The sequence below is a fragment of the Sulfitobacter sabulilitoris genome (genome assembly GCF_005887615.1).
GTDB classification, from domain to species: Bacteria; Pseudomonadota; Alphaproteobacteria; order Rhodobacterales; family Rhodobacteraceae; genus Sulfitobacter_E; species Sulfitobacter_E sabulilitoris.
Genome location: NZ_VANS01000008.1, coordinates 1 through 22,503, shown reverse-complemented (window position 1 = coordinate 22,503; position 22,503 = coordinate 1). Strand labels below are relative to the sequence as shown.

General features: G+C 63.1%; 24 protein-coding genes, 1 tRNA gene and 1 pseudogene. 14 read left to right on the top strand and 12 right to left on the bottom strand.

The genetic code is table 11. From position 1 onward, the window contains the following. Position 1: 1 nt before the first annotated feature. The 8 genes from crcB (at position 2) to FDT80_RS17855 (ending at position 7,457) form a co-directional block, all read left to right on the top strand. Positions 2–382 carry a fluoride efflux transporter CrcB gene (gene crcB / locus FDT80_RS17890; RefSeq protein WP_138663703.1) on the top strand — a complete coding sequence of 127 codons (381 nt, stop codon included), beginning with the start codon at positions 2–4 and terminating at the stop codon, positions 380–382. Then, positions 379–1,425: an RluA family pseudouridine synthase gene (locus FDT80_RS17885; protein WP_138663702.1), complete on the top strand. Its 1,047-nt coding sequence runs from the start codon at positions 379–381 to the stop codon at positions 1,423–1,425. Before crcB ends, FDT80_RS17885 begins: the two co-directional genes overlap by 4 nt. A gap of 1 nt (position 1,426) precedes the next feature. Continuing rightward, positions 1,427–2,110 carry an HAD-IA family hydrolase gene (locus tag FDT80_RS17880; protein ID WP_138663701.1) on the top strand — a complete coding sequence of 228 codons (684 nt, stop codon included), beginning with the start codon at positions 1,427–1,429 and terminating at the stop codon, positions 2,108–2,110. Continuing rightward, positions 2,107–2,820: an ATP12 family chaperone protein gene (locus FDT80_RS17875; protein ID WP_138663700.1), complete on the top strand. Its 714-nt coding sequence runs from the start codon at positions 2,107–2,109 to the stop codon at positions 2,818–2,820. Before FDT80_RS17880 ends, FDT80_RS17875 begins: the two co-directional genes overlap by 4 nt. A gap of 195 nt (positions 2,821–3,015) precedes the next feature. Next, a complete protein-coding gene (locus FDT80_RS17870) occupies positions 3,016–4,032 on the top strand; it encodes an amino acid ABC transporter substrate-binding protein (protein ID WP_138663699.1) in 1,017 nt (338 codons plus the stop codon). Between the two features lie 127 nt (positions 4,033–4,159). After that, positions 4,160–5,374: an amino acid ABC transporter permease gene (locus FDT80_RS17865; protein ID WP_138663698.1), complete on the top strand. Its 1,215-nt coding sequence runs from the start codon at positions 4,160–4,162 to the stop codon at positions 5,372–5,374. A 1-nt stretch (position 5,375) separates the two neighbouring features. Further along, the gene (locus FDT80_RS17860) at positions 5,376–6,668 is read left to right on the top strand and encodes an amino acid ABC transporter permease (RefSeq protein WP_138663697.1); all 1,293 of its coding nucleotides are present in this window, start codon (positions 5,376–5,378) and stop codon (positions 6,666–6,668) included. A gap of 18 nt (positions 6,669–6,686) precedes the next feature. Next, a complete protein-coding gene (locus FDT80_RS17855) occupies positions 6,687–7,457 on the top strand; it encodes an amino acid ABC transporter ATP-binding protein (RefSeq protein WP_138663696.1) in 771 nt (256 codons plus the stop codon). Between the two features lie 32 nt (positions 7,458–7,489). On the opposite strand, the gene FDT80_RS17850 is transcribed toward FDT80_RS17855, so the two are convergent. From FDT80_RS17850 to ttcA, 9 genes are all read right to left on the bottom strand, one after another. Beyond that, complete coding sequence (locus FDT80_RS17850) at positions 7,490–7,996, bottom strand: SixA phosphatase family protein (RefSeq protein WP_246039998.1); 507 nt, start codon at positions 7,994–7,996, stop codon at positions 7,490–7,492. After that, positions 7,993–8,649: a ferredoxin gene (locus tag FDT80_RS17845; RefSeq protein ID WP_138663694.1), complete on the bottom strand. Its 657-nt coding sequence runs from the start codon at positions 8,647–8,649 to the stop codon at positions 7,993–7,995. Before FDT80_RS17845 ends, FDT80_RS17850 begins: the two co-directional genes overlap by 4 nt. After that, a complete protein-coding gene (locus tag FDT80_RS17840) occupies positions 8,646–9,440 on the bottom strand; it encodes a sterol desaturase family protein (protein WP_138663693.1) in 795 nt (264 codons plus the stop codon). Before FDT80_RS17840 ends, FDT80_RS17845 begins: the two co-directional genes overlap by 4 nt. 69 nt (positions 9,441–9,509) lie before the next feature. Continuing rightward, entirely contained in the window at positions 9,510–10,373 is an 864-nt protein-coding gene (gene argB / locus FDT80_RS17835; RefSeq protein ID WP_138663692.1) for an acetylglutamate kinase, read from the bottom strand. Between the two features lie 67 nt (positions 10,374–10,440). Next, positions 10,441–11,091 (bottom strand): ribosome biogenesis GTP-binding protein YihA/YsxC, encoded by a 651-nt coding sequence (yihA, locus tag FDT80_RS17830; RefSeq protein ID WP_138663691.1) that lies wholly within the window; start codon positions 11,089–11,091, stop codon positions 10,441–10,443. Next, a complete protein-coding gene (locus tag FDT80_RS17825; RefSeq protein ID WP_138663690.1) occupies positions 11,091–11,831 on the bottom strand; it encodes an MOSC domain-containing protein in 741 nt (246 codons plus the stop codon). Before FDT80_RS17825 ends, yihA begins: the two co-directional genes overlap by 1 nt. Then, positions 11,828–13,651, bottom strand: coding sequence for a membrane protein insertase YidC (gene yidC / locus FDT80_RS17820; protein ID WP_138663689.1), 1,824 nt, complete (start codon positions 13,649–13,651; stop codon positions 11,828–11,830). The genes FDT80_RS17825 and yidC overlap by 4 nt, the downstream gene beginning before the upstream one ends. A gap of 484 nt (positions 13,652–14,135) precedes the next feature. Beyond that, positions 14,136–15,686: a putative bifunctional diguanylate cyclase/phosphodiesterase gene (locus FDT80_RS17815; RefSeq protein ID WP_138663688.1), complete on the bottom strand. Its 1,551-nt coding sequence runs from the start codon at positions 15,684–15,686 to the stop codon at positions 14,136–14,138. 98 nt (positions 15,687–15,784) lie between these two features. Then, positions 15,785–16,630 carry a tRNA 2-thiocytidine(32) synthetase TtcA gene (ttcA, locus tag FDT80_RS17810; RefSeq protein ID WP_138663687.1) on the bottom strand — a complete coding sequence of 282 codons (846 nt, stop codon included), beginning with the start codon at positions 16,628–16,630 and terminating at the stop codon, positions 15,785–15,787. Positions 16,631–16,729: 99 nt separating this feature from the next. Here ttcA and FDT80_RS17805 point away from each other — a divergent pair, with 99 nt between their 5' ends. Continuing rightward, positions 16,730–17,257: a DUF3833 domain-containing protein gene (locus tag FDT80_RS17805; RefSeq protein ID WP_138663686.1), complete on the top strand. Its 528-nt coding sequence runs from the start codon at positions 16,730–16,732 to the stop codon at positions 17,255–17,257. Position 17,258: 1 nt separating this feature from the next. Here the strand turns inward: FDT80_RS17805 and yidD are convergent, their stop codons facing one another. The 3 genes from yidD to rpmH are packed head-to-tail and all read right to left on the bottom strand — an operon-like array spanning position 17,259 to position 18,074. Beyond that, on the bottom strand, positions 17,259–17,498 hold the full coding sequence (gene yidD, locus FDT80_RS17800; RefSeq protein ID WP_138663685.1) for a membrane protein insertion efficiency factor YidD: 240 nt from the start codon (positions 17,496–17,498) through the stop codon (positions 17,259–17,261). Then, a complete protein-coding gene (rnpA, locus tag FDT80_RS17795; protein ID WP_246039997.1) occupies positions 17,495–17,890 on the bottom strand; it encodes a ribonuclease P protein component in 396 nt (131 codons plus the stop codon). The genes yidD and rnpA overlap by 4 nt, the downstream gene beginning before the upstream one ends. A 49-nt stretch (positions 17,891–17,939) precedes the next feature. Beyond that, positions 17,940–18,074, bottom strand: a complete 135-nt coding sequence (rpmH, locus tag FDT80_RS17790) for a 50S ribosomal protein L34 (protein WP_007118882.1) — start codon at positions 18,072–18,074, stop codon at positions 17,940–17,942. A gap of 300 nt (positions 18,075–18,374) precedes the next feature. Here rpmH and FDT80_RS17785 point away from each other — a divergent pair, with 300 nt between their 5' ends. The 5 genes and pseudogenes from FDT80_RS17785 to FDT80_RS19005 all read left to right on the top strand — a co-directional run. Then, a complete protein-coding gene (locus tag FDT80_RS17785; RefSeq protein WP_138663683.1) occupies positions 18,375–19,106 on the top strand; it encodes a TVP38/TMEM64 family protein in 732 nt (243 codons plus the stop codon). A 3-nt stretch (positions 19,107–19,109) separates the two neighbouring features. Further along, positions 19,110–20,531: a dihydrolipoyl dehydrogenase family protein gene (locus FDT80_RS17780; RefSeq protein ID WP_138663682.1), complete on the top strand. Its 1,422-nt coding sequence runs from the start codon at positions 19,110–19,112 to the stop codon at positions 20,529–20,531. 16 nt (positions 20,532–20,547) lie between these two features. After that, complete coding sequence (locus FDT80_RS17775; protein ID WP_138663681.1) at positions 20,548–21,933, top strand: sensor histidine kinase; 1,386 nt, start codon at positions 20,548–20,550, stop codon at positions 21,931–21,933. An 89-nt stretch (positions 21,934–22,022) separates the two neighbouring features. After that, positions 22,023–22,099: transfer RNA gene (locus FDT80_RS17770), tRNA-Arg, on the top strand. A 152-nt stretch (positions 22,100–22,251) separates the two neighbouring features. Next, positions 22,252–22,503 (top strand): annotated as a pseudogene (locus FDT80_RS19005) (IS6 family transposase); the annotation flags it as partial.

Sequence of the window (22,503 nt, the reverse complement as noted above, 5' to 3'; positions counted from 1 at the left end):
GATGATTTCAACATTTGCCCTTGTGGCCCTTGGCGGGGCCGTTGGCGCCACGTTGCGCTTTGCGTCGGGGCTTGCCGTTTTGCGGCTGACGGGCCCGCAGGACTTTCCGCTGGCGATCCTGTCGGTCAATGTCGTCGGCTCGTTCCTGATGGGTATTTTCGTGGTGGCCGCGGCACAGCGCGGGCTGACGCATCTCAGCCCGCTGGTGATGACCGGGGTCCTTGGCGGGTTCACCACGTTCTCGGCCTTCTCGCTCGAGGCGGTGACGCTGATGGAACGTGGGCAGGTGGGGCAGGCGGCAGCATATGTCATGCTGTCGGTCGGGTTGTCGATCGGGGGGCTTGCACTGGGCCTTTGGATCGCAAGAGAGGTATTCGCATGAGCCGGGTTCAGACCCTTACCGTTGCCGAAGACGACGACGATCAGCGGCTGGACCGCTGGTTTCGCCGGCACTTTCCGCACATCAACCAAGGCATGATCGAAAAGATGTGCCGCAAGGGCGAAGTGCGTGTCGACGGTGGCCGCGTCAAGGCGGCCACGCGCCTGGGGACGGGCCAGCAGGTGCGTATCCCGCCCTTGCCCGACACCGAAGCCCCGCCGCCGGAGCCGCGCACCCGCGTATCGGACGCTGACGCCAGGATGATCCGCGACTGCGTGATCTACCGCGACGATCATGTCATCGCGCTGAACAAGCCGCCGGGGCTGCCGACGCAGGGCGGATCCAAGCAGTTGCGCCATGTCGACGGCATGGCCCAAGCGCTGATGTTCGATCTGGACGAAAAGCCGCGTCTGGTGCACCGGCTCGACAAGGATACCTCGGGTGTATTGCTTCTGGCGCGGACACGCGCGGCGGCAAAGGCGCTGACCGCGTCGATGCGCCACCGCGAGACGCGCAAGGTGTACTGGGCGCTCGTCGCGGGCGTGCCGACACCGTATCAGGGCGAGGTCAGATACGCGCTGGTCAAGGCGCCCGGTCGTGGCCAGCAGGGCGAGGGCGAGAAGATGATCGCCCTGCATCCGCGCGAGCTTGACGCGACGCCCGGCGCGAAACGGGCGCATACCCGCTACGCGACGCTCTACCGTGTGGCCAGCCGTGCGGCTTGGGTCGCGCTGGAGCCGCTGACGGGCCGGACGCATCAATTGCGCGTGCACATGGCCGAAATCGGGCATCCGATCGTCGGCGACGGAAAGTATGGCGGCTCGGGCCAGGAAAACATGGGCGATGGCTGGGGCGCGCAGCTGGGGGGGATCATCTCCAAAAAGTTGCATCTGCACGCGCGGATGATGCGGTTCGAACATCCCGAGACACGCAAGGAAATCACCGTAACCGCCGCCCTGCCGGATCATATGGCCCAAAGCTGGGACACATTCGGCTGGACCGTCGATCTGGCCGCCGACGACCCCTTTGGCGAGGGGTGGGGCTAGCATGACGACGGGCCTGAAACTGGTGATCTTCGATGTCGATGGCACCCTTGTGGACAGCCAGAACGACATCGTCGCGGCGATGACGATGGCCTTCGATGCCGTGAGCGCGCCGGTGCCCGCGCGGGATGCGATCCTTGGCATCGTGGGGCTGTCGCTGGATCGCGCGATGCCACGGCTGGCGCCGGATCTGGCAGCCGCGGATCACGACCGGATGGTCGAGGCCTACAAGGCGTCCTACATGGCGCTGCGGGCGCAGGTCGGCGCGGCGGAGTCCTCGCCGCTTTATCCCGGCGCGTCGGAGCTACTGCACGCGCTGCATGCGGTGCCCGAAATCCTGCTCGGCGTGGCCACCGGGAAATCGAGGCGCGGCTTGGACAAGCTGCTTGAGGGGCACGGCTTGGGGCCATTGTTCGTCACGCAGCAGGTTGCCGATTTCCACCCTTCCAAACCGCATCCGTCGATGATTTACCAGGCGATGGCGGACACCGGTGTCGCGCCGGGCAGCACCGTGATGGTCGGCGACACCAGCTTTGACATGGACATGGCGGCGTCTGCGGGTGTGACGGGCATCGGCGTCAGCTGGGGCTATCACCCGGCGGCGACCCTGACAAACGCGGCGCATGTGATCGACGGGTTTGGCGATCTGCACCCCCTTTTGGACCGACTGTGGAGTGTTCCGGCATGAGCGAATGGAAAGCGAAACGTTTCTGGACCGCTGCCGAAGTGACCGAAAGCGAGGGCCGCTTTGGCATCGCGCTGGACGGGCGCGGGGTCAAGACGCCGGCCAAGCGTGGCTTGGAAGTTCCCACGCGCGCTCTTGCGCAGGCGATTGCGGCGGAATGGGATGCGCAGGACGATGTGATCGACCCACGCGGCATGCCCTTTACCCGGACCGCGAACGCCGCCATCGACAAGGTCGCGACGCAAAAGGCCGAAGTCGCCGACCTGCTGGCGGCCTACGGCGACAGCGATCTGCTGTGCTACCGCGCCCAGGCCCCCGAAGAGCTGGTCGCCCGGCAGGCCGAGCAGTGGGATCCCTTTCTCGACTGGGCCGACAAGGCACTGGGCGCGCGGCTGCAACCGCGCCAGGGCGTGATGCACGCCCCGCAGGACCCCGAGGCGCTGAGCGTGCTTGGCCGGCGGGTTCATGCGCTCGATGCGTTTGAACTTGCAGCGTTTCACGACCTAGTCAGCTTGTCGGGATCTCTGATTCTTGGCTTCGCGGCCGCGCAAGAAGTGCAAAGCCCGGAGGCGATTTGGGACATATCGCGTCTTGATGAAATATGGCAGTCGGAACAATGGGGTCGCGACGACGAGGCCGAAGCGATGGCTGCCCGCAAGCGCGAGGCATTTATGCATGCCAAAGACGTACTTACACTGCTGAACAGCCGCTGAATGCACGCAGTTGGGGCATCGCGCCGACCTGCGGCCCGCTGCAATCGTTTTTGGTGATCGCGCCCTTGACGTTTAAAGATGAATCCGACCACACTGGCGCCCACTGAGAGGGGAAATCTCTCCAGTATCGCCTCCGGCGTGCAAAGCGCCGGTTGAACCGCCCAACCCGTGGCGGAAAATCAGGAAGAGGTAAAAATGAAAAAATCCGTACTTTTTGGCGCGCTGACAGTTGCGGGCCTTGCGGCCGGCGCATCGGCAGCCGCTACGCTGGACGATGTAAAAGCACGCGGCAAGCTGAACTGCGGCGTGACCACCGGTCTGGTGGGCTTTGCCGCCCCCGACGCGAACGGTGAATGGAATGGTTTTGACGTTGCTGTCTGCCGCGCGGTCGCCGCTGCGGTTCTGGGCGACGCTTCCGCTGTCGAATTTATCCCCACAACGGGCAAGACACGCTTCACGGCGCTTGCATCGGGCGAAATCGACATGTTGGCACGCAACACCACATGGACATTCAGCCGCGACGTGGACCTGAAGTTCACCTTCGTGGGCGTCAACTACTACGATGGTCAGGGCTTCATGGTGCCCAAGGCGCTGGGCGTGTCCTCGGCCAAGGATTTGGACGGCGCGACCGTCTGCATCCAGACCGGCACAACCACAGAGCTGAACCTTGCGGACTATTTCCGCAAGAACAACATCAGCTACGAGCCGGTGCCGATCGAAACCAACGCCGAAGCACAGCAGCAGTATCTTGCCGGTGCCTGCGACGTCTACACCACGGATGCTTCCGGTCTGGCCGCGACACGCGCCACGTTCGAAGCGCCGGGCGACCACGTCCTGCTCCCCGAGATCATCTCGAAAGAGCCGCTGGGTCCGCTGGTGCGCCATGGCGACGACGATTGGGCCGATGTTGTCCGCTGGACACTGAACGCGCTGATCGCAGCCGAAGAGCTGGGCATTTCGTCGGCCAACGTCGCCGAGCTGGCATCGGGCACCAACAACCCTGAAGTGAACCGTATCCTCGGCACCGAAGGCACGTTGGGCGAAATGCTGGGTCTGGACGCCGAGTGGGCCAAGCGCGCCATCATGGCAAGCGGCAACTACGGCGAGATCTTCGAGAAGAACATCGGCGAAGCCACTCCGATCGGTCTGGCCCGCGGCCTGAACGCTCAGTGGACCGATGGCGGCCTGATCTACTCCCCGCCCTTCCGCTAAACGCGACACACGCAAGGGCGCAGGATCATCCTGCGCCCTTCGTTTTTGACGACATGACACCAGCCCGGCAAACGAACTGCGCCAAGCGGTCAAAATAACAACAGCCGGCACACGGGGAACAACACTGATGACGAGTATGACCGACCCTGCACAGGGCTCGTTCCGGCTGTCGATGCTGATCAACGACACCCGCTACAGATCGTACACCTTTCAATTCATCGCCCTCATGATCCTGATCGCCCTGATGGCGTTTCTCGGGGTCAACCTTGCGCGCAACCTTGCCGAGGCCGGGCTGAACATTTCCTACGGGTTCCTGGGCCAGCCTGCCGGGTATGACGTGAACCAGACGCTGATTGACTACACCAGCCAATCGTCGAACCTGCGTGCCGCCGTGGTCGGAATTCTCAATACATTGCTGGTGGCCTTTCTGGCCTGCGTGACCGCGACCATCCTCGGCGTGATCGCCGGTGTCGCACGCCTGTCGAAGAACTGGCTCGTGTCCAAGCTCATGGCCGCCTATGTCGAAGCGTTCCGCAATGTGCCGGTGCTGATCTGGATCCTGATGATCTATACGCTGATGACGGCGGTGCTGCCTGCGCCCAACGCGTTCCGGGGCGAAAACCCGTCGTCCTCGATGCTGCTCGACGCCTTTGCCTTCACCAATCGCGGCGTCTATACGCCCGCTCCGGTCTGGGGCCCGGGGTCGATGGTGGTCGTGGCGGTGTTTCTTGCCTCGATCGTGGGGGTGTTCGCGTACCGCCGCTATGCGATCAAGCAACTGTTCGATCACGGGCGCGTGCTGCCCACGGGCTGGCCCACGCCGGTCATTCTGTTCGTGCCGACCCTGGTCGTATTCTTTGCGCTGGGGATGCCGATCTCGCTCGATTATCCCGCGCTCCGGGGCTTCAATTTCCAGGGCGGCCTGCAGATCGGCGCACCGCTGATCGCGCTTTGGCTGGCCCTGTCGGTCTATACCGGTGCGTTCATCGCGGAAAACGTCCGTGCGGGTATCCAGGCGATCAGCAAGGGCCAGACCGAGGCCGCCGCCTCGCTTGGCCTGCGGCCGCGCCGGATCATGAACCTCGTGATCCTGCCGCAGGCGTTGCGGGTCATCATCCCGCCGCTGATTTCGCAGTACCTGAATATCACCAAGAACTCGTCGCTCGCCATTGCCGTCGGCTATGCCGATGTGACTGCGACGCTGGGCGGCATCACGCTGAACCAGACCGGTCGCGCAATCGAATGCGTGCTGTTGCTGATGCTGTTCTATCTCACGATCTCGCTGTCGATCTCGGCGATCATGAACGTCTATAACAATTCCGTCAGCCTGAAGGAGCGTTGATATGTCTGATACCCACGCTCATTCCGTCAGCTACGTGCGCGACACGATGCTGCCGCAGTCAGAGCCACCAGCCGCGCAAACCGGTGCGATCAAGTGGATGCGCGAAAGCCTTTTCTCGTCAGTGCCGTACACGATCCTGACGCTGCTGGCGCTTTATGTGGTCTATTCCCTGCTTGCAGGGTTCCTGCCCTGGCTTCTGGGCGGCGTCTGGACCACGGCCAACATCCGCGAGTGCCGCGAGGTGCTCGAGGGCGCGTCGGGGGGATGTTTCTCGGTCCTGACCGAACGCTGGAACCAGTTGTTGTTCGGCATCGCCTATCCGCAAGATGGCTATTGGCGGCCGACGCTGGCCTTTGCGTTGTTGTTCGTGGCCGCAGCGCCCGTGCTGTTCTCGCATTTGCCGCGCGGGCTTTTGGTGGTGACCGGGCTCTATCCCTTCATCGCGTTCTGGCTGATCTGGGGGGGTACGATCGCGGTGCCGGTCATGGCGCTGATCGGTGTCGTGGGCGGCTACCTGGTCTACAGCCGCCTGGTCGCCAACAGCTTTGCCGCCGGGTTCTTTGGCGGCATTCTGGCCGCGCTTCTGATCTGGTTCATCGGTGGCTACATCACCGCGCCTCTCGAGGGCGTTCTTGCGCTCGAGGCGGTGGCAAGCCGGAACATGGGTGGGTTCATGCTGAACATGATCCTCGGCGTGGTCTGCGTGTCGCTGTCGTTGCCCTTGGGCATCGCGCTGGCGCTGGGCCGTCAAAGCTCGCTGCCGATCATCAAGCTGATCTGCGTGGTGTTTATCGAGTTCATTCGCGGTGTGCCGCTGATCACCCTGCTGTTCGTCGCGAACGTCGTGCTGGCGTATTTCCTGCCGCCGGGGACGAACTTCGACCTGATCTTGCGGGTGATCATCATGATCACCATGTTCGCCGCCGCCTATATCGCCGAAGTGATCCGCGGCGGGCTTGCCGCCCTGCCGCGGGGCCAATACGAAGCCGCCGACAGCCTCGGGCTCGACTATGCGCAGGCTATGCGGCTGATCATTCTGCCGCAGGCACTGAAAATCTCCATTCCGGGTATCGTCAACGTCGCGGTGGGCCTGTTCAAGGACACCACGCTGGTGTCGATCATTTCGATGTTCGACCTGGTGGGCATGATCCGGGGTCCGATCCTCGCCTCCACCGACTGGAACGGCGTCTATTGGGAGCTTTGGGGCTTTGCCGCGCTTCTGTTTTTTGTCGTCTGCTACGGCATCTCGCAATATTCCCAATGGTTGGAGCGCAAGCTTCAGACCGGGCACTAATCAGAAAGGTCCGTCACAATGGCTGAGAATACCAAGCTCAAGGAAGTGTCCGACAAGGTCGCCGTTTCCATCCAGAACATGAACAAGTGGTACGGCACCTTTCATGTGCTGCGCGACATCGACCTGACCGTCTACCAGGGCGAGCGGATCGTGATCGCGGGGCCGTCGGGATCGGGAAAATCGACGTTGATCCGCTGCATCAACGCGCTGGAGGAACACCAGCAGGGGCGGATCGAAGTCGATGGCACCGTGTTGTCGTCTGACCTCAAGAACATTGACAAGATCCGGTCCGAGGTCGGCATGTGCTTTCAGCACTTCAACCTGTTCCCGCATCTGACGATCCTGGAAAACTGCACGCTGGCGCCGATCTGGGTTCGCAAGACGCCCAAGAAAGAAGCCGAGGAACTGGCGATGCATTTCCTCAAGAAGGTGAAGATCCCGGATCAGGCCGACAAGTATCCCGGCCAGTTGTCGGGTGGCCAGCAGCAGCGTGTGGCGATCGCACGGTCGTTGTGCATGCGCCCCCGGATCATGCTGTTCGACGAACCGACATCGGCGCTTGATCCCGAGATGATCAAGGAAGTTCTGGATACGATGGTCGAACTCGCCGAAGAGGGCATGACCATGCTTTGCGTCACGCACGAGATGGGTTTTGCCCGTCAGGTGGCGAACCGCGTGATCTTTATGGACGAGGGCCAGATCGTTGAACAGAACGAGCCCGAAGAGTTCTTCAACAACCCGCAAAGCCCGCGGACCAAGTTGTTCCTGAGCCAGATCTTGGGTCACTGACCAACCAGGAAGGCGGGGGCCGCCCCCCCGCCTTACTGTGTTTCCGCGTCCAGATCCCTGGGTGTGACGAACTGGACCGCGGTTCCCGTGCCGATTGGCAAATCCGCCCAATCCTCCAGATCGAAATCCGCGACCAGCGTGGCCCCTGTCGGGTAATCATCGAACCGATGATGATCGGGCGGGGTCGTCAGAAGCCTATGCGCGCAAAAGGCTATTCCAGGGTTATGGCCTACCATCAGCACGCAATCGCCCCTGGCTCCGCGCAAAAGCGCCAGCATCGTCCCCACATCCGCGTGATACAACGCCCTTAGATAGCGCACCGGTGTGTCCGGCGGCAGATCAAGCCCGGCCAGCGTTTCGCGCGTGCGGACAGCGTCCGAGCAGAGCACCTCGTCGGGAAGATAACCGTTGTGACGCAGGAACGCCCCCAGGCCCACCGCCGATCGCCGGCCGCGCGGGTTCAGCGTGCGGGCATGATCGGGCGCGCCCGTGCCCCATTCCGATTTCGCGTGCCTCATCAGGATCAGTCGCTTTGTCATTCTGCCTCTCGAAACTGTTGCATGTGATAGGCCGACTGCGCGGGCAGTCGCCCAAACCGGGCCGATACCGGGCAGGCGCGGCGCACGGCGCAGCCTTGGGTCATGCAGGTCTGGCCGTCGGCGCTGTGCAGGTAGGTCTTGCAGGCCGGCACGTCATACCCCGCCCCATCCAAGGCATCGACCGGGCAGGCGGTGCGGCACGGCTGCCCCGCACAGGCATCACAGGGCGAGGGCGGAGGGTGCGGCAAGTCGATGTGGCTGTCGAGCGCGAGGGCGGCGCGGAACGACACGAACAATCCCGCCTCGTCATGCACCAAAAGCCGGACCGGAGAGGCATGGATGCGGCCCGTGCGCAGCGCCCAGCGGTAAAACGGCAGGTACGGCGGACCGCCGAACGGAAAGACCGCCGTGGCGCCAAGCTCGCCTGCCCAATCGTTCACGACCCTGCGTGACCATCGGTCCACCGGGTCCGGGTGGCCATCGCGGTATTCGGGCGATGCGGTCAGGTGCGGCCAGAAGCCCGGCTCGTCGGGGCCCAGCAGAACCAGCGTCTTGCAGTCCCCTGGCGCGTCATCGCCCGGTGCAGGATGAAAGCCGCCCAGCACCGCGAGGTGCCGCGTACGGGCTGCGCGGGTCAGCGCGTCATACCTCATTCGCGCGAAAACGGCAGCAACAGCGACCAGCCAAGGCGACTGGGCCGTTTGTCCTGCCATTTCAGGCCAATGGTCATCGCGTCGTGACCGGCCGATGGCTGTGCCCTGTAGGTGCCAAAGATCCGGTCCCATATCGACAGCGCAAATCCGTAATTGCTGTCATGCTCGATCCGCTCGATCGAATGGTGGACACGGTGCATGTCGGGCGTGACCAACACCCGGCGCAGCGCGGCGTCCAGCCCATGTGGCAGACGCAGATTGGCGTGGTTGAAAAGGGCCGTTCCGTTCAGCAACACCTCGAAGGCGATCACGGCGGCGACCGAAGGACCCATCAGGTAGACCAGCCCGATCTTGATCAGCATCGACAACGCGATCTCGACCGGGTGAAACCGGATCGCGGTGGTCACATCCATGTCCAGATCGGCGTGATGCACCCGGTGAATGCGCCACAGCAGCGGGATTTTGTGGGTCACCAGGTGCTGCGCCCAAATCGCGAAGTCAAAGATCAGGACCGCAAGACAGAATTCGACCAAGACCGGCCAGCCAGTCAGGTTGAACAGCCCCCAGCCGCGCGCCTGCGCGTCCAGCGCGGCGCCCACGGCCAGCAAGGGCAGCACAATGGCCATCACGCGCAACACCGCGGCGTCGGTCAGGAGGATCGCCCAGTTCGTGATCCAGCGCCCCCGTCGCGGCAAACGGCGTATTCGGCGTGGCGCGAGTGCTTCGAGCCCGGCAAGCACCGTGAAAAGCCCCAGGAACACGCCCAGGCGAAGGATCAGCTCATAGCTCATGCCGACAGCATGATCCCGTTGTGCCGCGCTGACAAGCCGGGCGCTGCCGCGGCGCGCCGCAGGACGGGGTCACTTTGCCCGGATGATGCTGCCCGCGCCATGTTCGGTGAACAACTCGAGCAGGCAGGCGTTGGGCGCGCGCCCGTCCAGGATCACGACAGCCCGCGCACCGCCCTCGAGCGCATCAAGCGCGGTTTCGGTCTTGGGGATCATGCCGCCCGCGATCACGCCGCTGTCGGTCATCTCGCGGATCTGGGCAGCGGTCAGTTCCGTCACCACCTGACCTTCGGCGTTCTTGACGCCGGCCACATCGGTGAGCAGCAGCAGACGGTCGGCCCTGAGCGCGGCGGCAATGGCGCCCGCGGCCGTGTCGCCGTTGATGTTGAAGGTCTCGCCGTTGCGGCCCATGCCAAGCGGGGCGATCACCGGAATGATGCCCTTTTCGACCAGATCCTGAAGCAGTTTCGGGTTCACCTGGCTCGGGGTGCCGACAAGGCCCAGATCGGGATTTGTCTGATCGCAGATGATCAGCCCGCTGTCCTTGCCCGATACGCCGACGGCACGCCCCCCCTGTTCGGATATCGCCTGCACGATGCGCGCGTTCACAAGCCCGCTCAGCACCATTTCGACGACTTCCATCGTGGCGGCATCTGTGACCCGCTTGCCGTTGATGAACTCCGATTTGATCTGCAGGCGGTCCAGCATGGCGTTGATCATCGGTCCGCCGCCATGCACGATCACCGGGTTGACGCCGACCTGCCGCATCAGCGTGACGTCGCGCGCAAACTCGGCCATCGCCTCGTCGCTGCCCATGGCGTGACCGCCAAGCTTGATGACAACGGTGGCGTCCGCATAGCGCTGCAAATACGGCAGGGCCTGGTTCAGGGTGCGGGCGGTGGCGATCCAGTCGCGGTTCATATCTTGGGTTTTCATCCTAGAGCCATGCGTAAAGATGTTATCGGGACTGGCCGCAGGCCTCGCAAGGGGGGTGGCCAAGGTGCTATTCAAGTGTGGCGATTATGGCCCGCAACGTCGGAATTCCCCAGCCCTTTTCGCTGGAGGTGACGATCAGTTCGGGAAAGGCCGCCGGATGCTTGGCCAGAGTGGTGCGAATTTGGTCCAGCACCCGTTCGCGTTCCTTTTCCTTGACCTTGTCGGCCTTGGTCACAACGACCTGAAAGGTAACCGCGGCACTGTCCAGCAGGCTCATGATTTCCTCGTCGACCTTTTTCGCCCCGTGCCGGGCATCGATCAGTACAAAGGCGCGGCGAAGGGTCTGACGGCCCGACAGGAACTGCTTGAGCAGCCGCTGCCATTTCTCGACCACGGGCAGGGGCGCGTTGGCATAGCCATAGCCCGGAAGGTCGACGAGATAGAGGTCGTCGCCGGCCGTGAAATAGTTGATTTCCTGCGTGCGGCCCGGCGTGTTCGATGCGCGCGCAAGACCGCGCCGCCCGGTCAACGCATTGATCAGCGATGATTTACCGACATTCGAGCGCCCGGCAAAGCAGACCTCGAGCCGGTCCGCTTCGGGCAGGCCGGACATCGCGACGACGCCCTTGACGAATTCGGTTTCGCCCGCAAACAGCAACCGGCCCCGTTCGACGGTCTGTGCGTCGGGTTCTTCGGCTATGGGAAAGGGCAGTTGCATCAGATCACCTCAAGCCGGTCGCCGACCGCGACCGGGCCGCTTTCGATCACGGCCGCGCGGATCGAAAAATCATTGTGGCCCCAGTGATCCAACGCGCCGAGCGTATCGGCGTCGCGCAGACCGTTGTCCGGGTTGGCGGTTGTCGCCAGGCAGCGGTCCGTGCGCTCCACTCCGCGCAGCACCGCACCGCCAAGCCGCAGGTCGCGCCCGATCCAGTCGAATTCGGCCCAGGGCTCCGCGCCATCGACCCAGATGTTGCCGCGCCAGCGGTGGATCGACATCTCATGGCCGATCTGTCGCTCGACCGCGCGGTGCGACGCCAGGTTGCACAAGGTGACGGAGGCAAAGTCGCTGTCGGTAAAGCCGCGTCCGTCGAGCCGCAGGATACGGTCGGGCAGGGCGCGGTCCTGCGGCACAAGCGGCATGACCCAGTCGATGAACCGCGCGGCGTCGGTGTCGGGGTGAAACGTCAGATCGCTGAGCAACGGATGCGCCAGTGTCAGCGCTTCGGTTTCGGCGTCAAAGGTTGCGGTGATGGCCATCAGTTGCGGCGCCTTGGATACGCGGCTGAAATTCACGCACGCGGCCCATTCGCTGCCATCGGCGTGGGACGCGTCATGCGCCACCGCCCACACCCTGTCCCAGGGCATCGCGGCCCCGGCGGTCAGTTCGACCTTGTCCACCGCTTCGCGCCCGTGGCTTTTCAGCGGATAGCGCAGCAGGTGGCGCAGCGTTATCATCCCTTGCCGTCCGACTTGGCCTTGCGTGCGAAACTGCGTTTGATGTTGCCGAAGACGTCCGGTTTATAGCCCTGGCTGCGCATGATCAGGTACTGCTGGGTAAATGTGATCGTGTTGTTGGCGATCCAGTACACGACCAGGCCGCTTGCAAACCCGCCCAGCATGAACATGAAGACCCAAGGCATCCAGGCAAAAATCATCTGCTGCGTCGGGTCCGTGGGTGCCGGGTTCAGTTTCTGTTGCAGCCACATGGATATGCCCAACAGCAGCGGCAGGATCCCGATAAAGACCAGCGCCATGATGCTGCCCGGCTCCGGTCCGTCGAAGGGCAGCAGCCCGAAGAGGTTCAAAAGCGAGGTCGGATCGGGCGCGCTGAGGTCCTGAAAGGGGCCAAAGAACGGGGCATGACGCAATTCGATCGTGACGAAAATCACCTTGTAGAGCGAAAAGAAGATCGGGATTTGCAGAAGGATCGGCAGACAGCCCGCGGCGGGGTTCACCTTTTCCTTCTTGTAAAGCTCCATCATGCCCTGCTGCATCTTTTGCCGGTCGTCGCCCGCCCTTTCCTTGAGCTTCTCCATCTGGGGCTGAAGCTCCTTCATCTTGGCCATCGAGACGTAGGATTTATAGGCCAGCGGGAACAGAACAGCCTTGATGATCAGCGTCAGGCTGATGATGGACACCCCCATGTTGCCGATGATCTGGTTCAGTTCGTGCAGCAGCCAGAAGATTGGCTTGGTCAGGAAAAAGAACCATCCCCAGTCGATGCTGTCGATGAACCGGTCCACGCCCTGATCCTGGTATTCTCGGATGGCTTCCCATTCCTTGGCGCCGGCGAACAGCCGCGATTGCACCGTGACTTCGCCGCCGGGCGCGACGGTCTGCGTGGGCAGAACGGTTTCGGTCTGGAAGATCTCGGTTTGCGGCAGGTATTTCGTGGACAGACGCGTGGGCGTCGCCTGGTCGGGGATCAGCGTTGCCATCCAGAAGTGATCGGTAAATCCAATCCAGCCATTCGTGGCGTTCTCGATCCGCTGGGCCGGCACACCTTCGCGCGCATCGACATCCAGATCGGGGATGTCATCCCAGTCGGTTTCTGTCAGTTCGCCGTCCGCCATCGCGACGACGCCCTCGTGCAGGATAAAGAAGTTCTTGGCGTCCGACGGCACCCCATGGCGCGCCAGGATGCCGTAGGGGGCAAGGCTTGCCGCGGCGTCGCCGGTGTTGGTCACGGTCTGGTCGATGGTGAACATGTAGTCCTGATCCACCGCGATGGTCCGTGTAAAGCGCAGGCCCGCGCCGTTGTCCCAGCTGAGCGTGACCGGGCTGCCGACGGCCAGCGTGTCGCCTTCGGCCAGGGCCCATTCGGTGTTGGGCCCCGGAACCGCGGACGGGTCGAGCCCGGCCCCCGCCGCCCAGCCATAGAGCGCGTAATAGGCATCCGGGCTGCCCACAGGCGACAGCATGGTCACGATCGGGGCGTCATCATCCAGTGTGGTGCGGTAATCGTTCAGTGACAGGTCGTCGATGCGGCCCCCCAACAGCGAGATCGACCCGCTCAGACGGTCGGTCGCGATGGGAACACGCGGGGCGTCGGCCAGGGCGGCCTGACGCGTCTCCGTGTCGGTGGCGATGTCGGTCGGCGTGGTTGCCGTGGCGGCCGGGGCCGGGGTGGTCACGCCCTGGCCCGCGTCGGTCTGCGCCACGGGCGCGTCTGCGGGGGCCTGTGCTTCGGGCGGGGGAAACAGCACGAACCAGACAAGGATCACGATAAAGCTGAGCGCCGTTGCAAGAATGAGGTTCTTGTTCTGATCGTCCATGGGGGACTGCCACCTGATGCATTTGATATCAGAGGTGGGTTCAACAGAGTGCACCCCCAAAGGTCAAGCGGATTCGGGCCTTGATGCGGGTTTGCCGCGGCGCAGGCGGAATTTGACGCAAGCACATCTGGCCGGGAATGCCCACCCGACCGGACAAGGGTCGGTCGGGTTCCCGCCCCTGGCGGGGCATCCCAACGCGCGTTCAATCGGCCCCCTGTCTCGTGTGGTGACGCAACAGGGGGCACATGCGCAACAGGTGCTTCGCGCGATTACGCTTGGCGTCGCGTCATTGCTTGCGACGCGTTATTGCGTTGTATTGCGATGTCCGGCGTCTGCGTCTGTCCCGGGGCCGTTAGCGTCGCTCTCCTCGGGTCCTTGCCCGCATGGCGCATCGCGGAGAGGGCAGGGCGCGGTCTGTTCGGCAAGCGGTCCTTGCGCAGCGGTGCGCAGCATCCGATCACAACAGCCGTGAGCCGCCGGTCGCTTATTTCACATGATGCCCGGTGATCTTTGGCGGATCGCGCAGTTTGTCGTTATGTGCGCTGATCCAATCCAGCGTCTGCTCGAACGGCATCGGGCGCGCAATGCCAAAGCCCTGGACGTGGTCGCATCCCAACTGGGCCAGCAAGGCGTGTTCACCGACGCTTTCGACACCTTCGGCCAGCGTTTCGACGTTCAGTCGCTCCGCCATTGTCAGGATCGCGCTGATCATGCGCTGCTGCTCTGGGTCGCGGTCCGCCTTCATCACAAAGGACTTGTCGATCTTGATCCGGTTCACCGAAAATCGGCGGATCGAAGCGATGGACGCATGTCCGGTGCCGAAATCATCAAGATCGATTCGGCACCCGAGGTCGCACAATCCCTTGATATTGCGGGTCACGACATCATCGGGCGCGCTGGCAACGACGGTTTCGAGAACCTCGATGGCAAGCCTGTCGGCGGAGAGTTCGAAGCGATCAAGTTCCCAGCGGATCTTTTCCACCAGACGCGGGTTCTTCAGCTCGGAGCCGGCGAAATTCACGCCGACCTGCGGCACATGGTGGCCCGCGCTGTCCCAAGCCTTGAGCGCGGTAAAGGCATGGTACAACATGACCTCGGCCAGACGTTCCATCATACCGGCTTGTTCCATGGCCGGCATGAATTCACCGGGCGGGATCATGCCGCGTTTGGGATGCTGCCAACGCGCCAGGGCCTCGAACCCGGTGACAAGGCCGGTGTCGGTGGAAATCTGCGGCTGGAACCAGGGTTGGATGTGGCCCAGTTCAAGCCCTGTTACGACCTCTTCGCGCAATTCGGCGCGGGATTCCGTCATCCGGCGCATCTCGACGGAAAAGGCGCGGATCGCCGTTGGCCCCCGGCGTTGCGCCTCGCGCAGCGCGGTGCTCGCGGCCTGCAACCACGCCTGCCCGGTGGCTTTCGGTGAACGGGAATGCTGACAAAATCCGATGGTGGCGGTGACATAAACCGCTGTTCCGTCGATGGAAACAGGCTCTTCCACCGCGGCCTGCAATCTTCCGCACAACTGGATGCAAAGCTCAAGATCGAGCTGCCGCACGGGCGCCAGGCACATGCCGAACCGCACATCGCCCAAAAGCGCCACATGGTCGCCTTGCCGCAGGACACCGGCGATCCGTTCGCTCGTGCGCTGCACGATCATGTCCATGGCGGATTGACCGTAACGATCGACAAGCTGCGTTTGCTCGTTCAGTTCCAGCATCATGGTGGCAGACATGAGGCCGCTTTCACGCACTCGGGCATGGGTCTGTTCGACGACTTCGTCGAAGGTGTCGCGTTGCACCAGCCCGGTCGAGGTGGTGCGCGCCGAGGCCCCCTGCTGCGTCAGCCCCGAATAACCGCCCGCCAGAAGATACAATGTCGGCAAGGCCGCCGCCGCAAGGATCAGCGCCTGTTCCCCGCCAAGCCAGAAAGCGCCAAGGGTGATTGCCGGCAGGAATGCGAGCGCCGAAGGCCCGACCAGGAGCACGGCCAACTTCCTGCGCAGTCTTTGTTTGGCGTTTGCGGACCCATGCTTCATCTTGCACCCTTTTTGCTGACTGCACGCATGCCGTGCGGATTGGGGCAATGTATCTGAGGGTGGCTGGACCGAGCGTTAACGCGCCAGCGAAATTTCCATCAAATTAGAGAAGGTTTTTCCGAAGTCAGGGCAAGCCCTTGGAAATCGAACAGATTCGGGTCCAGCAGATGAGACGGCCGCGCGTTCATCAGGGCGCGAAACATCACCTGGCGGCGACCCGGGCTGTTGCGCTCCCACCCATCCAGGATCGCCTTCACCTGTTGGCGCTGCAGCCCGTCCTGGCTGCCGCACAAATCGCAGGGAATGATCGGATAGGCCATCGCGGCGGCGAATTTCTCGCAATCGGCCTCGGCCACATGCGCCAGCGGGCGATACAAGAACAGATCGCCCTCTTCATTGACCAGCTTCGGCGGCATCGTCGCCAGCCGCCCGCCGTGGAACAGGTTCATGAAGAATGTCTCGAGAATATCGTCGCGATGGTGGCCCAGCACCACGGCCGAACAGCCCTCCTCGCGCGCGAGCCGGTACAGATGACCCCGCCGCAGGCGCGAGCAGAGCGCACAGAACGTCCGGCCCGCCGGGATCTTGTCCATCACTACCGAATAGGTGTCCTGATATTCGATCCGGTGCGGCACGCCCATACGCTCAAGGAACGCCGGCAGCACCGTGGCGGGAAAGCCCGGTTGCCCCTGGTCCAGATTGCACGCCAGCAGATCGACCGGCAGCAGCCCACGCCATTTCAGCTCGTGGAGCACCGCAAGCAGCGTGTAGCTGTCTTTGCCTCCCGACAGGCACACCAGCCAGCGCGCGCCCTTTTCGATCATGCCGTACTGCTCGATCGCCTCGCGCACTTGCCGCACCACGCGTTTGCGCAGCTTCTTGAATTCGGTCGTGCGCGGCGCGCCGGAAAACAGCGGGTGGATCTCGTCTGCGTCGTCAAGCATGGCTGCGTCCTTTGGCAGGGGGTGGTTTTGTCTATATCCATATGCGTCTTGAACCAAAAGGCCCCGCCGCGCGTATGTGTCCCGACAAGGAGAGTGTTGATGTTCCGATTGCTGGCTGCGGCCCTTATCACATTGTCGCTGGGGGCCTGCGTCGGCAAACCTGCGCTTGATGACGAAAAACTGTCTGGCGGGCAGTTGAATCTCGAGGAGTTCTTTGACGGAAGGGTCAAGGCCCAGGGGCAGTTCCAGGACGTGTTCGGCACGGTGCGGCGGCGCTTTGACGTGGATATCACGGGCACTTGGGACGGCAAGACGCTGACCCTGGTCGAAGATTTCGTCTATGAAGACAAGAGCACCGAGCAGCGCGTCTGGACCTTGACCAAGACGGGCCCCGATACATGGCGCGGCACCGCCCCCGGCGTGATCGGAGAGGCCGCGGGCGAGGAGCGCGGCGATACCTTCAACTGGCGATACCAGATCGACCTGCCGGTGCCGGACGGCACGATGCGGGTGCGGTTCGACGACTGGATGTGGAAGTTGAGCGAGAACCGCGTTTTGAACCGCGCCTACATGACGAAATACGGCGTCGATATCGGCGAGGTCATCATCAGCTTCGAAAAACAGTGACCTAGGCGTCGGGCGGGTCGGCGTCGGGAACCGGGTCGTAGCCCGATCCGCCCCAGGGATGACAGCGCGCGATGCGCCGTGCCGCCAGCCATGTGCCCTTGATCCCGCCATGGCGCGACAGGGCCTCGAGGGCGTAGACGCTGCACGTGGGCTGATAGCGGCAGTTGTGCCCGACCCAGGGGCTAAAGACGATCCGGTAGGCGCGTACCGGCAGCGCCATGAACCGCGCCAGCGGGGTCATTTGCGCGGTCCATGCAATACCGCAAGGGCCCGGCGCAGATCGGCCAGCATCTGGTCGAAAGGCAGGGTCGCCGTCGCGCCCTGGCGCCCGATCAGGACATAGTCGGCGCCATCGCGCCCCGCCTCGGACAGCACGAGGCGCGCGATCTCGCGCAGCCGCCGCTTGGCGCGGTTGCGGGCGACGGCGTTGCCGACTTTCTTGGAACAGGTAAAGCCGACGCGAATGCCCTCGGCCTCGCCCTCGGGGCGCACCCGCATCTGAACGATGAAACCCGGCATCGCCACGCGTTTCGCGCGCGACGCGCGCAGGAAATCGGACCGTTTGGTCAGCGTCGTCAAACGCAAAGAAACCGCCGGAGGCGCATCCCCGGTGCTGGCGTTGCTGCCATCCATGGGGGCCTCCGGCGGTGTCATGTCGTCCAAACCGTAAACGAGGGCGCGATTACGCGCTCAGCGATTTCCGGCCCTGTGCGCGACGCGCATTGATGATCTTGCGACCGGCCTTTGTGGCCATGCGTGCGCGGAAACCGTGGCGCCGCTTGCGCACGAGGTTCGAGGGTTGAAAGGTGCGTTTCATCGCTCCGTCTCCAATTGCTCTGTCTGCGGGCGGCGCAGATTCGGCGCGCCCGGTGTTATCCGAAGCCCGTCCTCTAAAGCGGACGATTGGGCAAGTCAAACCCCTCCGGCCGGAATAAGCAGGGTTTTGCAATAATTTCCGCTGGATCCGGGGGCAAATGTTACAACACGGCGCAGTTGCCGCTGTCAGGGTGCCCAAACCGTCACCGCGCATCAAGCACCCGTGATCGCCCTGTTCCTTTGCGCCGACGCGCGTCATCTAGTGTGGTAATTGCAACCCGCGCCCCGAAAGGCGACAGTCATGTCCGAAATGAGCCAGACTTCAAAAAGCGGCCTGATGCGCCGAATGCCCCTGATCGTCATACTGGTGGTGGCCGCCGTCGGGGCGTTCACGCTGCGCGATTACCTGACTTTCGACACCCTGCGCGACAACCGCGAGGCGCTGATCGCGTTTCGCGACGCGCATTTTGGGCTGACGGCGCTCGGGTTCATCGCGGCATACGTGGTGATCGTGGGGTTTTCGCTGCCCGGCGCGTTGATCGCGACACTGACGGGCGGGTTTTTGTTCGGCACGCTTCTGGGCTCGTTGTTCAGCGTGACGGGGGCGACGCTGGGGGCCACCGTGATCTTTCTGGCGGCGCGGTTCGGGCTGGGCGACAAGCTCAGGGAGCGGATGGACGCGAGCCAGGGCACAGTGCGCAAGATCAAGCGCGGACTGGATGAAAACCAGTGGTCGATGCTATTTTTCATCCGTCTTGTGCCGGCGGTGCCGTTTTTCGTGGCCAATCTCATCCCGGCATTCCTCTCGGTGCCGCTGTGGCGCTTCGTGATCTCGACATTCCTGGGCATCATTCCGGGGTCGCTCGTGTATTCTTCGGTCGGTGCAGGGTTGGGCGCCGTGTTCGAACGCGGCGAGACACCCAATCTCGGCATCATATTCGAGCCGCATATCCTGCTGCCCATTCTTGGCCTCGCGGCGTTGTCGCTGCTGCCTGTCATCTTCAAGGCCGTGACCGGCAAAAAGGACATCTGATCTATGACCAATCGTATCAAGGCCGACATCCTGGTTATCGGTGCCGGATCGGGCGGGCTGTCCGTCGCGGCGGGAGCGGTGCAGATGGGCGCCGACGTGGTTCTGCTCGAAGGGCACAAGATGGGCGGCGATTGCCTGAACTATGGCTGTGTTCCGTCCAAGGCGCTGATTGCCAGCGGCAAGGCGGCCTACGCGCAGCGCCATTCGGATCAATACGGTGTCGCGGTGGCCAGCGGCGCGGCGGATTACGGCGCCGCCAAGGATCACGTGGCCGATGTCATCGCCCAGATCGAGCCCGTGGACAGCCAGGAGCGGTTCGAGGGGCTGGGCGTCAAGGTGATCCGCGAGTTCGGCCACTTCATATCGGACCGCGAAGTGCAGGCGGGCGACACGATCATCGAAGCGCGCCGCATCGTCATCGCCACCGGTTCGTCGCCGCTGGTGCCGCCCATTCCGGGGCTCGAGGATGTTCCCTTTGAGACCAACGAGACGCTGTTCGATCTGCGCGACAAGCCCGATCACCTGCTGATCATCGGCGGGGGACCTATCGGCATGGAAATGGCGCAGGCGCATGTCCGCCTCGGCAGCAAGGTCACCGTGATCGAAGGCGAACGCGCGCTGGGCAAGGATGACCCCGAACTGGCGCAGATCGTGTTGCAGACACTGCGCGACGAAGGCGTCGAGATTGTCGAGACTGCCACCGCGGCTGAAGTCAAAGGCAAGGCCGGCGCAATCGAGGTCGTGATCGAGGACGGGCGTAGCATCAAGGGGTCGCATCTGCTGATGGCGGTGGGGCGGCGGACGAACACCGACAAGTTGAACCTCGATGCGGCAGGCATCGAGACCACCAAGAGCGGCATCAAGGTGGACGCCGGCCTGCGCAGCACAAATCGCCGTGTCTATGCCATCGGTGACGTGGCGGGCGGCATGCAGTTCACCCATGTCGCGGGCTATCACGCCGGGGTCATCATCCGGTCAATGTTATTCGCACTGCCTTCCAAGGCCAGTACATCGCATATCCCCTGGGTCACCTACACCGACCCCGAACTGGCGCAGGTCGGCCTGACCGAGGCGCAGGCGCGCGACATTCACGGCGACAAGCTCGAAGTCGTGCGCTTTGACTATCACCACAACGACCGCGCCATCGCAGAACGTAAAACCAAGGGCTTTATCAAAGTGATGGTCGTCAAGGGGCGCCCCGTCGGCGCGTCTATCGTGGGGTATCAGGCGGGCGAATTGATCGGGCTTTGGGCGCTTGCGCTGGCCAACGACATGAAGATGAGCCAGATTGCCGCGATGGTGGCCCCGTATCCCACCATCGGCGAGATCAACAAGCGGGCGGCAGGGGCGTATTTCAGTCCGCGCTTGTTTGAAAGCGCATTGGTCAAGCGGGTGGTCGGGCTGGTGCAGCGGTTCATTCCGTAAAGGACATTAAACGCGTATGATCAATTCCCTTTCAGGGCGGCTTCTGGTTCTGACCACCATCTTCGTGATGCTGGCCGAAGTGTTGATCTTTGTGCCGTCAATCGCGCGCTTTCGGCAGGATTACCTGTTCAACCGGTTGGAGCGCGCGCAGATCGCGTCGCTGGCGCTTTTGGCCGACGACATGATCGACAACGAGCTGGAAGAAGAGCTGTTGCAGAACGCCGGTGTGTTCAACGTGGTGCTGCGCCGCGACGAGGTACGCCAACTTGTACTGGCCTCCAAGATGCCGCAGCCGATCGCACAGACCTTCGACATGCGTGATGCCACCGCAATGGTGCTGATCCGGGATGCGATCATGCGGTTGGTCCGTCCCGAAAACGAGGTGATCCGCGTCATCGGCGCGCCGGTGCAACAAGCGGGCCTGCTCATCGAGGTCACGATGGAAACCGCGCCGCTGCGCATGGCGATGATCGACTACGGCATCCGGATCCTTGTGTTGTCGGCGGTGATTTCCGTGATCACCGCCTTCTTGCTGTTTCTGGCGATGCGGGCCTTTCTGCTCAAGCCGATCAAGGGGGTGGTGGGGCACATGCAGAACTATGCGGCCGCCCCCGAGGACGCGCGCCGCATCATCAAACCTTCTGCCGGGGTGACCGAACTGCGCGAGGCGGAAGAGGCGTTGAAAACCTTGCAGACCGAGCTGACGCAGGCGCTGCGGCAAAAGGACAGGCTGGCGCAATTGGGCAGTGCGGTGAGCAAGATCAGCCATGATCTGCGCAACATCCTGACCTCCGCACAGCTTTTTACCGACCGGATCGAGGCGAGCGAGGATCCGGTGGTCAAGCGGATGGCGCCCAAACTGGTGGGGTCGATTACCCGCGCGGTGCATCTGTGCGAAAGCACGCTGGCCTTTGGCAAGGCCGAAGAGCCTAGCCCGACCCTGACGATGGTCCGGTTGGCGGATGTGGTCGAGGACGTGATCGACAGCGAGCGCCTGGCCAGCGAAGGCTTTGATCTGAGCTTTTCCGACGACGTCCCGGTGAACATGCTGGTGCGGGCGGACCCCGAACAGATGTACCGCGTGCTGGCCAACCTGGTCCGCAACGCGCGACAGGCCATCGTCAGCAGCGGCACCGGCGGAGAGATCAACGTGCGGGCCCACGAGGATGACACGGCATGGTGGATCGACGTGTCCGACACCGGGCCCGGGCTGCCCGCCAAGGCCCGCGAACACCTGTTCACGCCGTTTCAAGGCGGGGCGCGCAAGGGGGGCTCGGGCCTTGGCCTCGCGATCTCGGTCGAGTTGATCCGCGGCCACGGCGGAACGCTGGAATTGCTGGAGTCCGGCCCCGAAGGCACGCGGTTCTGCATCTGCCTGCCCAAGGGCGACGGCGCCGTTTGACGTAACCCGACGATCGGCAAGGTATTTCCACCAAAACCTCAAACAGGGGCTTGCAATGCCCCAGCGTGGCGACTAAACCCCGGCGCAGTGGACCGATAGCTCAGCTGGATAGAGTACTTGACTACGAATCAAGGGGTCGGGGGTTCGAATCCTCCTCGGTCCGCCACCCACCCTTGTCTCCCTTTTCCGTGCCCAAATAGCGCAGAATTCCAGCGCAATTTCCGCGACTTGCGAAACACCCTCACCGACAGTGGCGCCCCTGGTCTCGTCAGAAGGATTTGAGTCGAGGCGGGCAGGGTGGTTTCGTGGCCGTTGCACATGACGCAAACAGACCCTTTCAAGGGCTGTTACAGTAGCCCCGAGGTCTCCGACTGGCGGTCATGATGTGTGTGCGATTTCCACTTTCGCTTCGCAACGTCGAGGACCTATTGCACGAACGCGGCATCGACATCGACCATGAAACCGTGCGCTATTGGTGGAATGGATTTGGCCCGATGTTTGCCGCTGAAATCTGCCGCAAACGTATCCAGAAGATGCGGTATTGCTCGAACTGGCGATGGCATCTCGACG

What these genes read in the sequence shown, in the direction of transcription:
- crcB (WP_138663703.1), top strand. Translation starts at nt 2, where the DNA reads ATGATTTCAACATTTGCCCTTGTGGCCCTTGGCGGGGCCGTTGGCGCC.
- ttcA (WP_138663687.1), bottom strand. Translation starts at nt 16,630, where the DNA reads ATGCTTGACGACGCAGACGAGATCCACCCGCTGTTTTCCGGCGCGCCG.
- rpmH (WP_007118882.1), bottom strand. Translation starts at nt 18,074, where the DNA reads ATGAAACGCACCTTTCAACCCTCGAACCTCGTGCGCAAGCGGCGCCAC.
- FDT80_RS17815 (WP_138663688.1), bottom strand. Translation starts at nt 15,686, where the DNA reads ATGAAGCATGGGTCCGCAAACGCCAAACAAAGACTGCGCAGGAAGTTG.
- FDT80_RS17875 (WP_138663700.1), top strand. Translation starts at nt 2,107, where the DNA reads ATGAGCGAATGGAAAGCGAAACGTTTCTGGACCGCTGCCGAAGTGACC.
- argB (WP_138663692.1), bottom strand. Translation starts at nt 10,373, where the DNA reads ATGAAAACCCAAGATATGAACCGCGACTGGATCGCCACCGCCCGCACC.
- yidD (WP_138663685.1), bottom strand. Translation starts at nt 17,498, where the DNA reads ATGACCCCGCTGGCGCGGTTCATGGCGCTGCCGGTACGCGCCTACCGG.
- FDT80_RS17780 (WP_138663682.1), top strand. Translation starts at nt 19,110, where the DNA reads ATGACCAATCGTATCAAGGCCGACATCCTGGTTATCGGTGCCGGATCG.
- FDT80_RS17865 (WP_138663698.1), top strand. Translation starts at nt 4,160, where the DNA reads ATGACGAGTATGACCGACCCTGCACAGGGCTCGTTCCGGCTGTCGATG.
- FDT80_RS17885 (WP_138663702.1), top strand. Translation starts at nt 379, where the DNA reads ATGAGCCGGGTTCAGACCCTTACCGTTGCCGAAGACGACGACGATCAG.
- rnpA (WP_246039997.1), bottom strand. Translation starts at nt 17,890, where the DNA reads ATGGATGGCAGCAACGCCAGCACCGGGGATGCGCCTCCGGCGGTTTCT.
- FDT80_RS17880 (WP_138663701.1), top strand. Translation starts at nt 1,427, where the DNA reads ATGACGACGGGCCTGAAACTGGTGATCTTCGATGTCGATGGCACCCTT.
- FDT80_RS17855 (WP_138663696.1), top strand. Translation starts at nt 6,687, where the DNA reads ATGGCTGAGAATACCAAGCTCAAGGAAGTGTCCGACAAGGTCGCCGTT.
- FDT80_RS17785 (WP_138663683.1), top strand. Translation starts at nt 18,375, where the DNA reads ATGTCCGAAATGAGCCAGACTTCAAAAAGCGGCCTGATGCGCCGAATG.
- FDT80_RS17870 (WP_138663699.1), top strand. Translation starts at nt 3,016, where the DNA reads ATGAAAAAATCCGTACTTTTTGGCGCGCTGACAGTTGCGGGCCTTGCG.
- FDT80_RS17840 (WP_138663693.1), bottom strand. Translation starts at nt 9,440, where the DNA reads ATGAGCTATGAGCTGATCCTTCGCCTGGGCGTGTTCCTGGGGCTTTTC.
- yidC (WP_138663689.1), bottom strand. Translation starts at nt 13,651, where the DNA reads ATGGACGATCAGAACAAGAACCTCATTCTTGCAACGGCGCTCAGCTTT.
- FDT80_RS17860 (WP_138663697.1), top strand. Translation starts at nt 5,376, where the DNA reads ATGTCTGATACCCACGCTCATTCCGTCAGCTACGTGCGCGACACGATG.
- yihA (WP_138663691.1), bottom strand. Translation starts at nt 11,091, where the DNA reads ATGCAACTGCCCTTTCCCATAGCCGAAGAACCCGACGCACAGACCGTC.
- FDT80_RS17850 (WP_246039998.1), bottom strand. Translation starts at nt 7,996, where the DNA reads ATGACAAAGCGACTGATCCTGATGAGGCACGCGAAATCGGAATGGGGC.
- FDT80_RS17825 (WP_138663690.1), bottom strand. Translation starts at nt 11,831, where the DNA reads ATGATAACGCTGCGCCACCTGCTGCGCTATCCGCTGAAAAGCCACGGG.
- FDT80_RS17805 (WP_138663686.1), top strand. Translation starts at nt 16,730, where the DNA reads ATGTTCCGATTGCTGGCTGCGGCCCTTATCACATTGTCGCTGGGGGCC.
- FDT80_RS17845 (WP_138663694.1), bottom strand. Translation starts at nt 8,649, where the DNA reads ATGAGGTATGACGCGCTGACCCGCGCAGCCCGTACGCGGCACCTCGCG.
- FDT80_RS17775 (WP_138663681.1), top strand. Translation starts at nt 20,548, where the DNA reads ATGATCAATTCCCTTTCAGGGCGGCTTCTGGTTCTGACCACCATCTTC.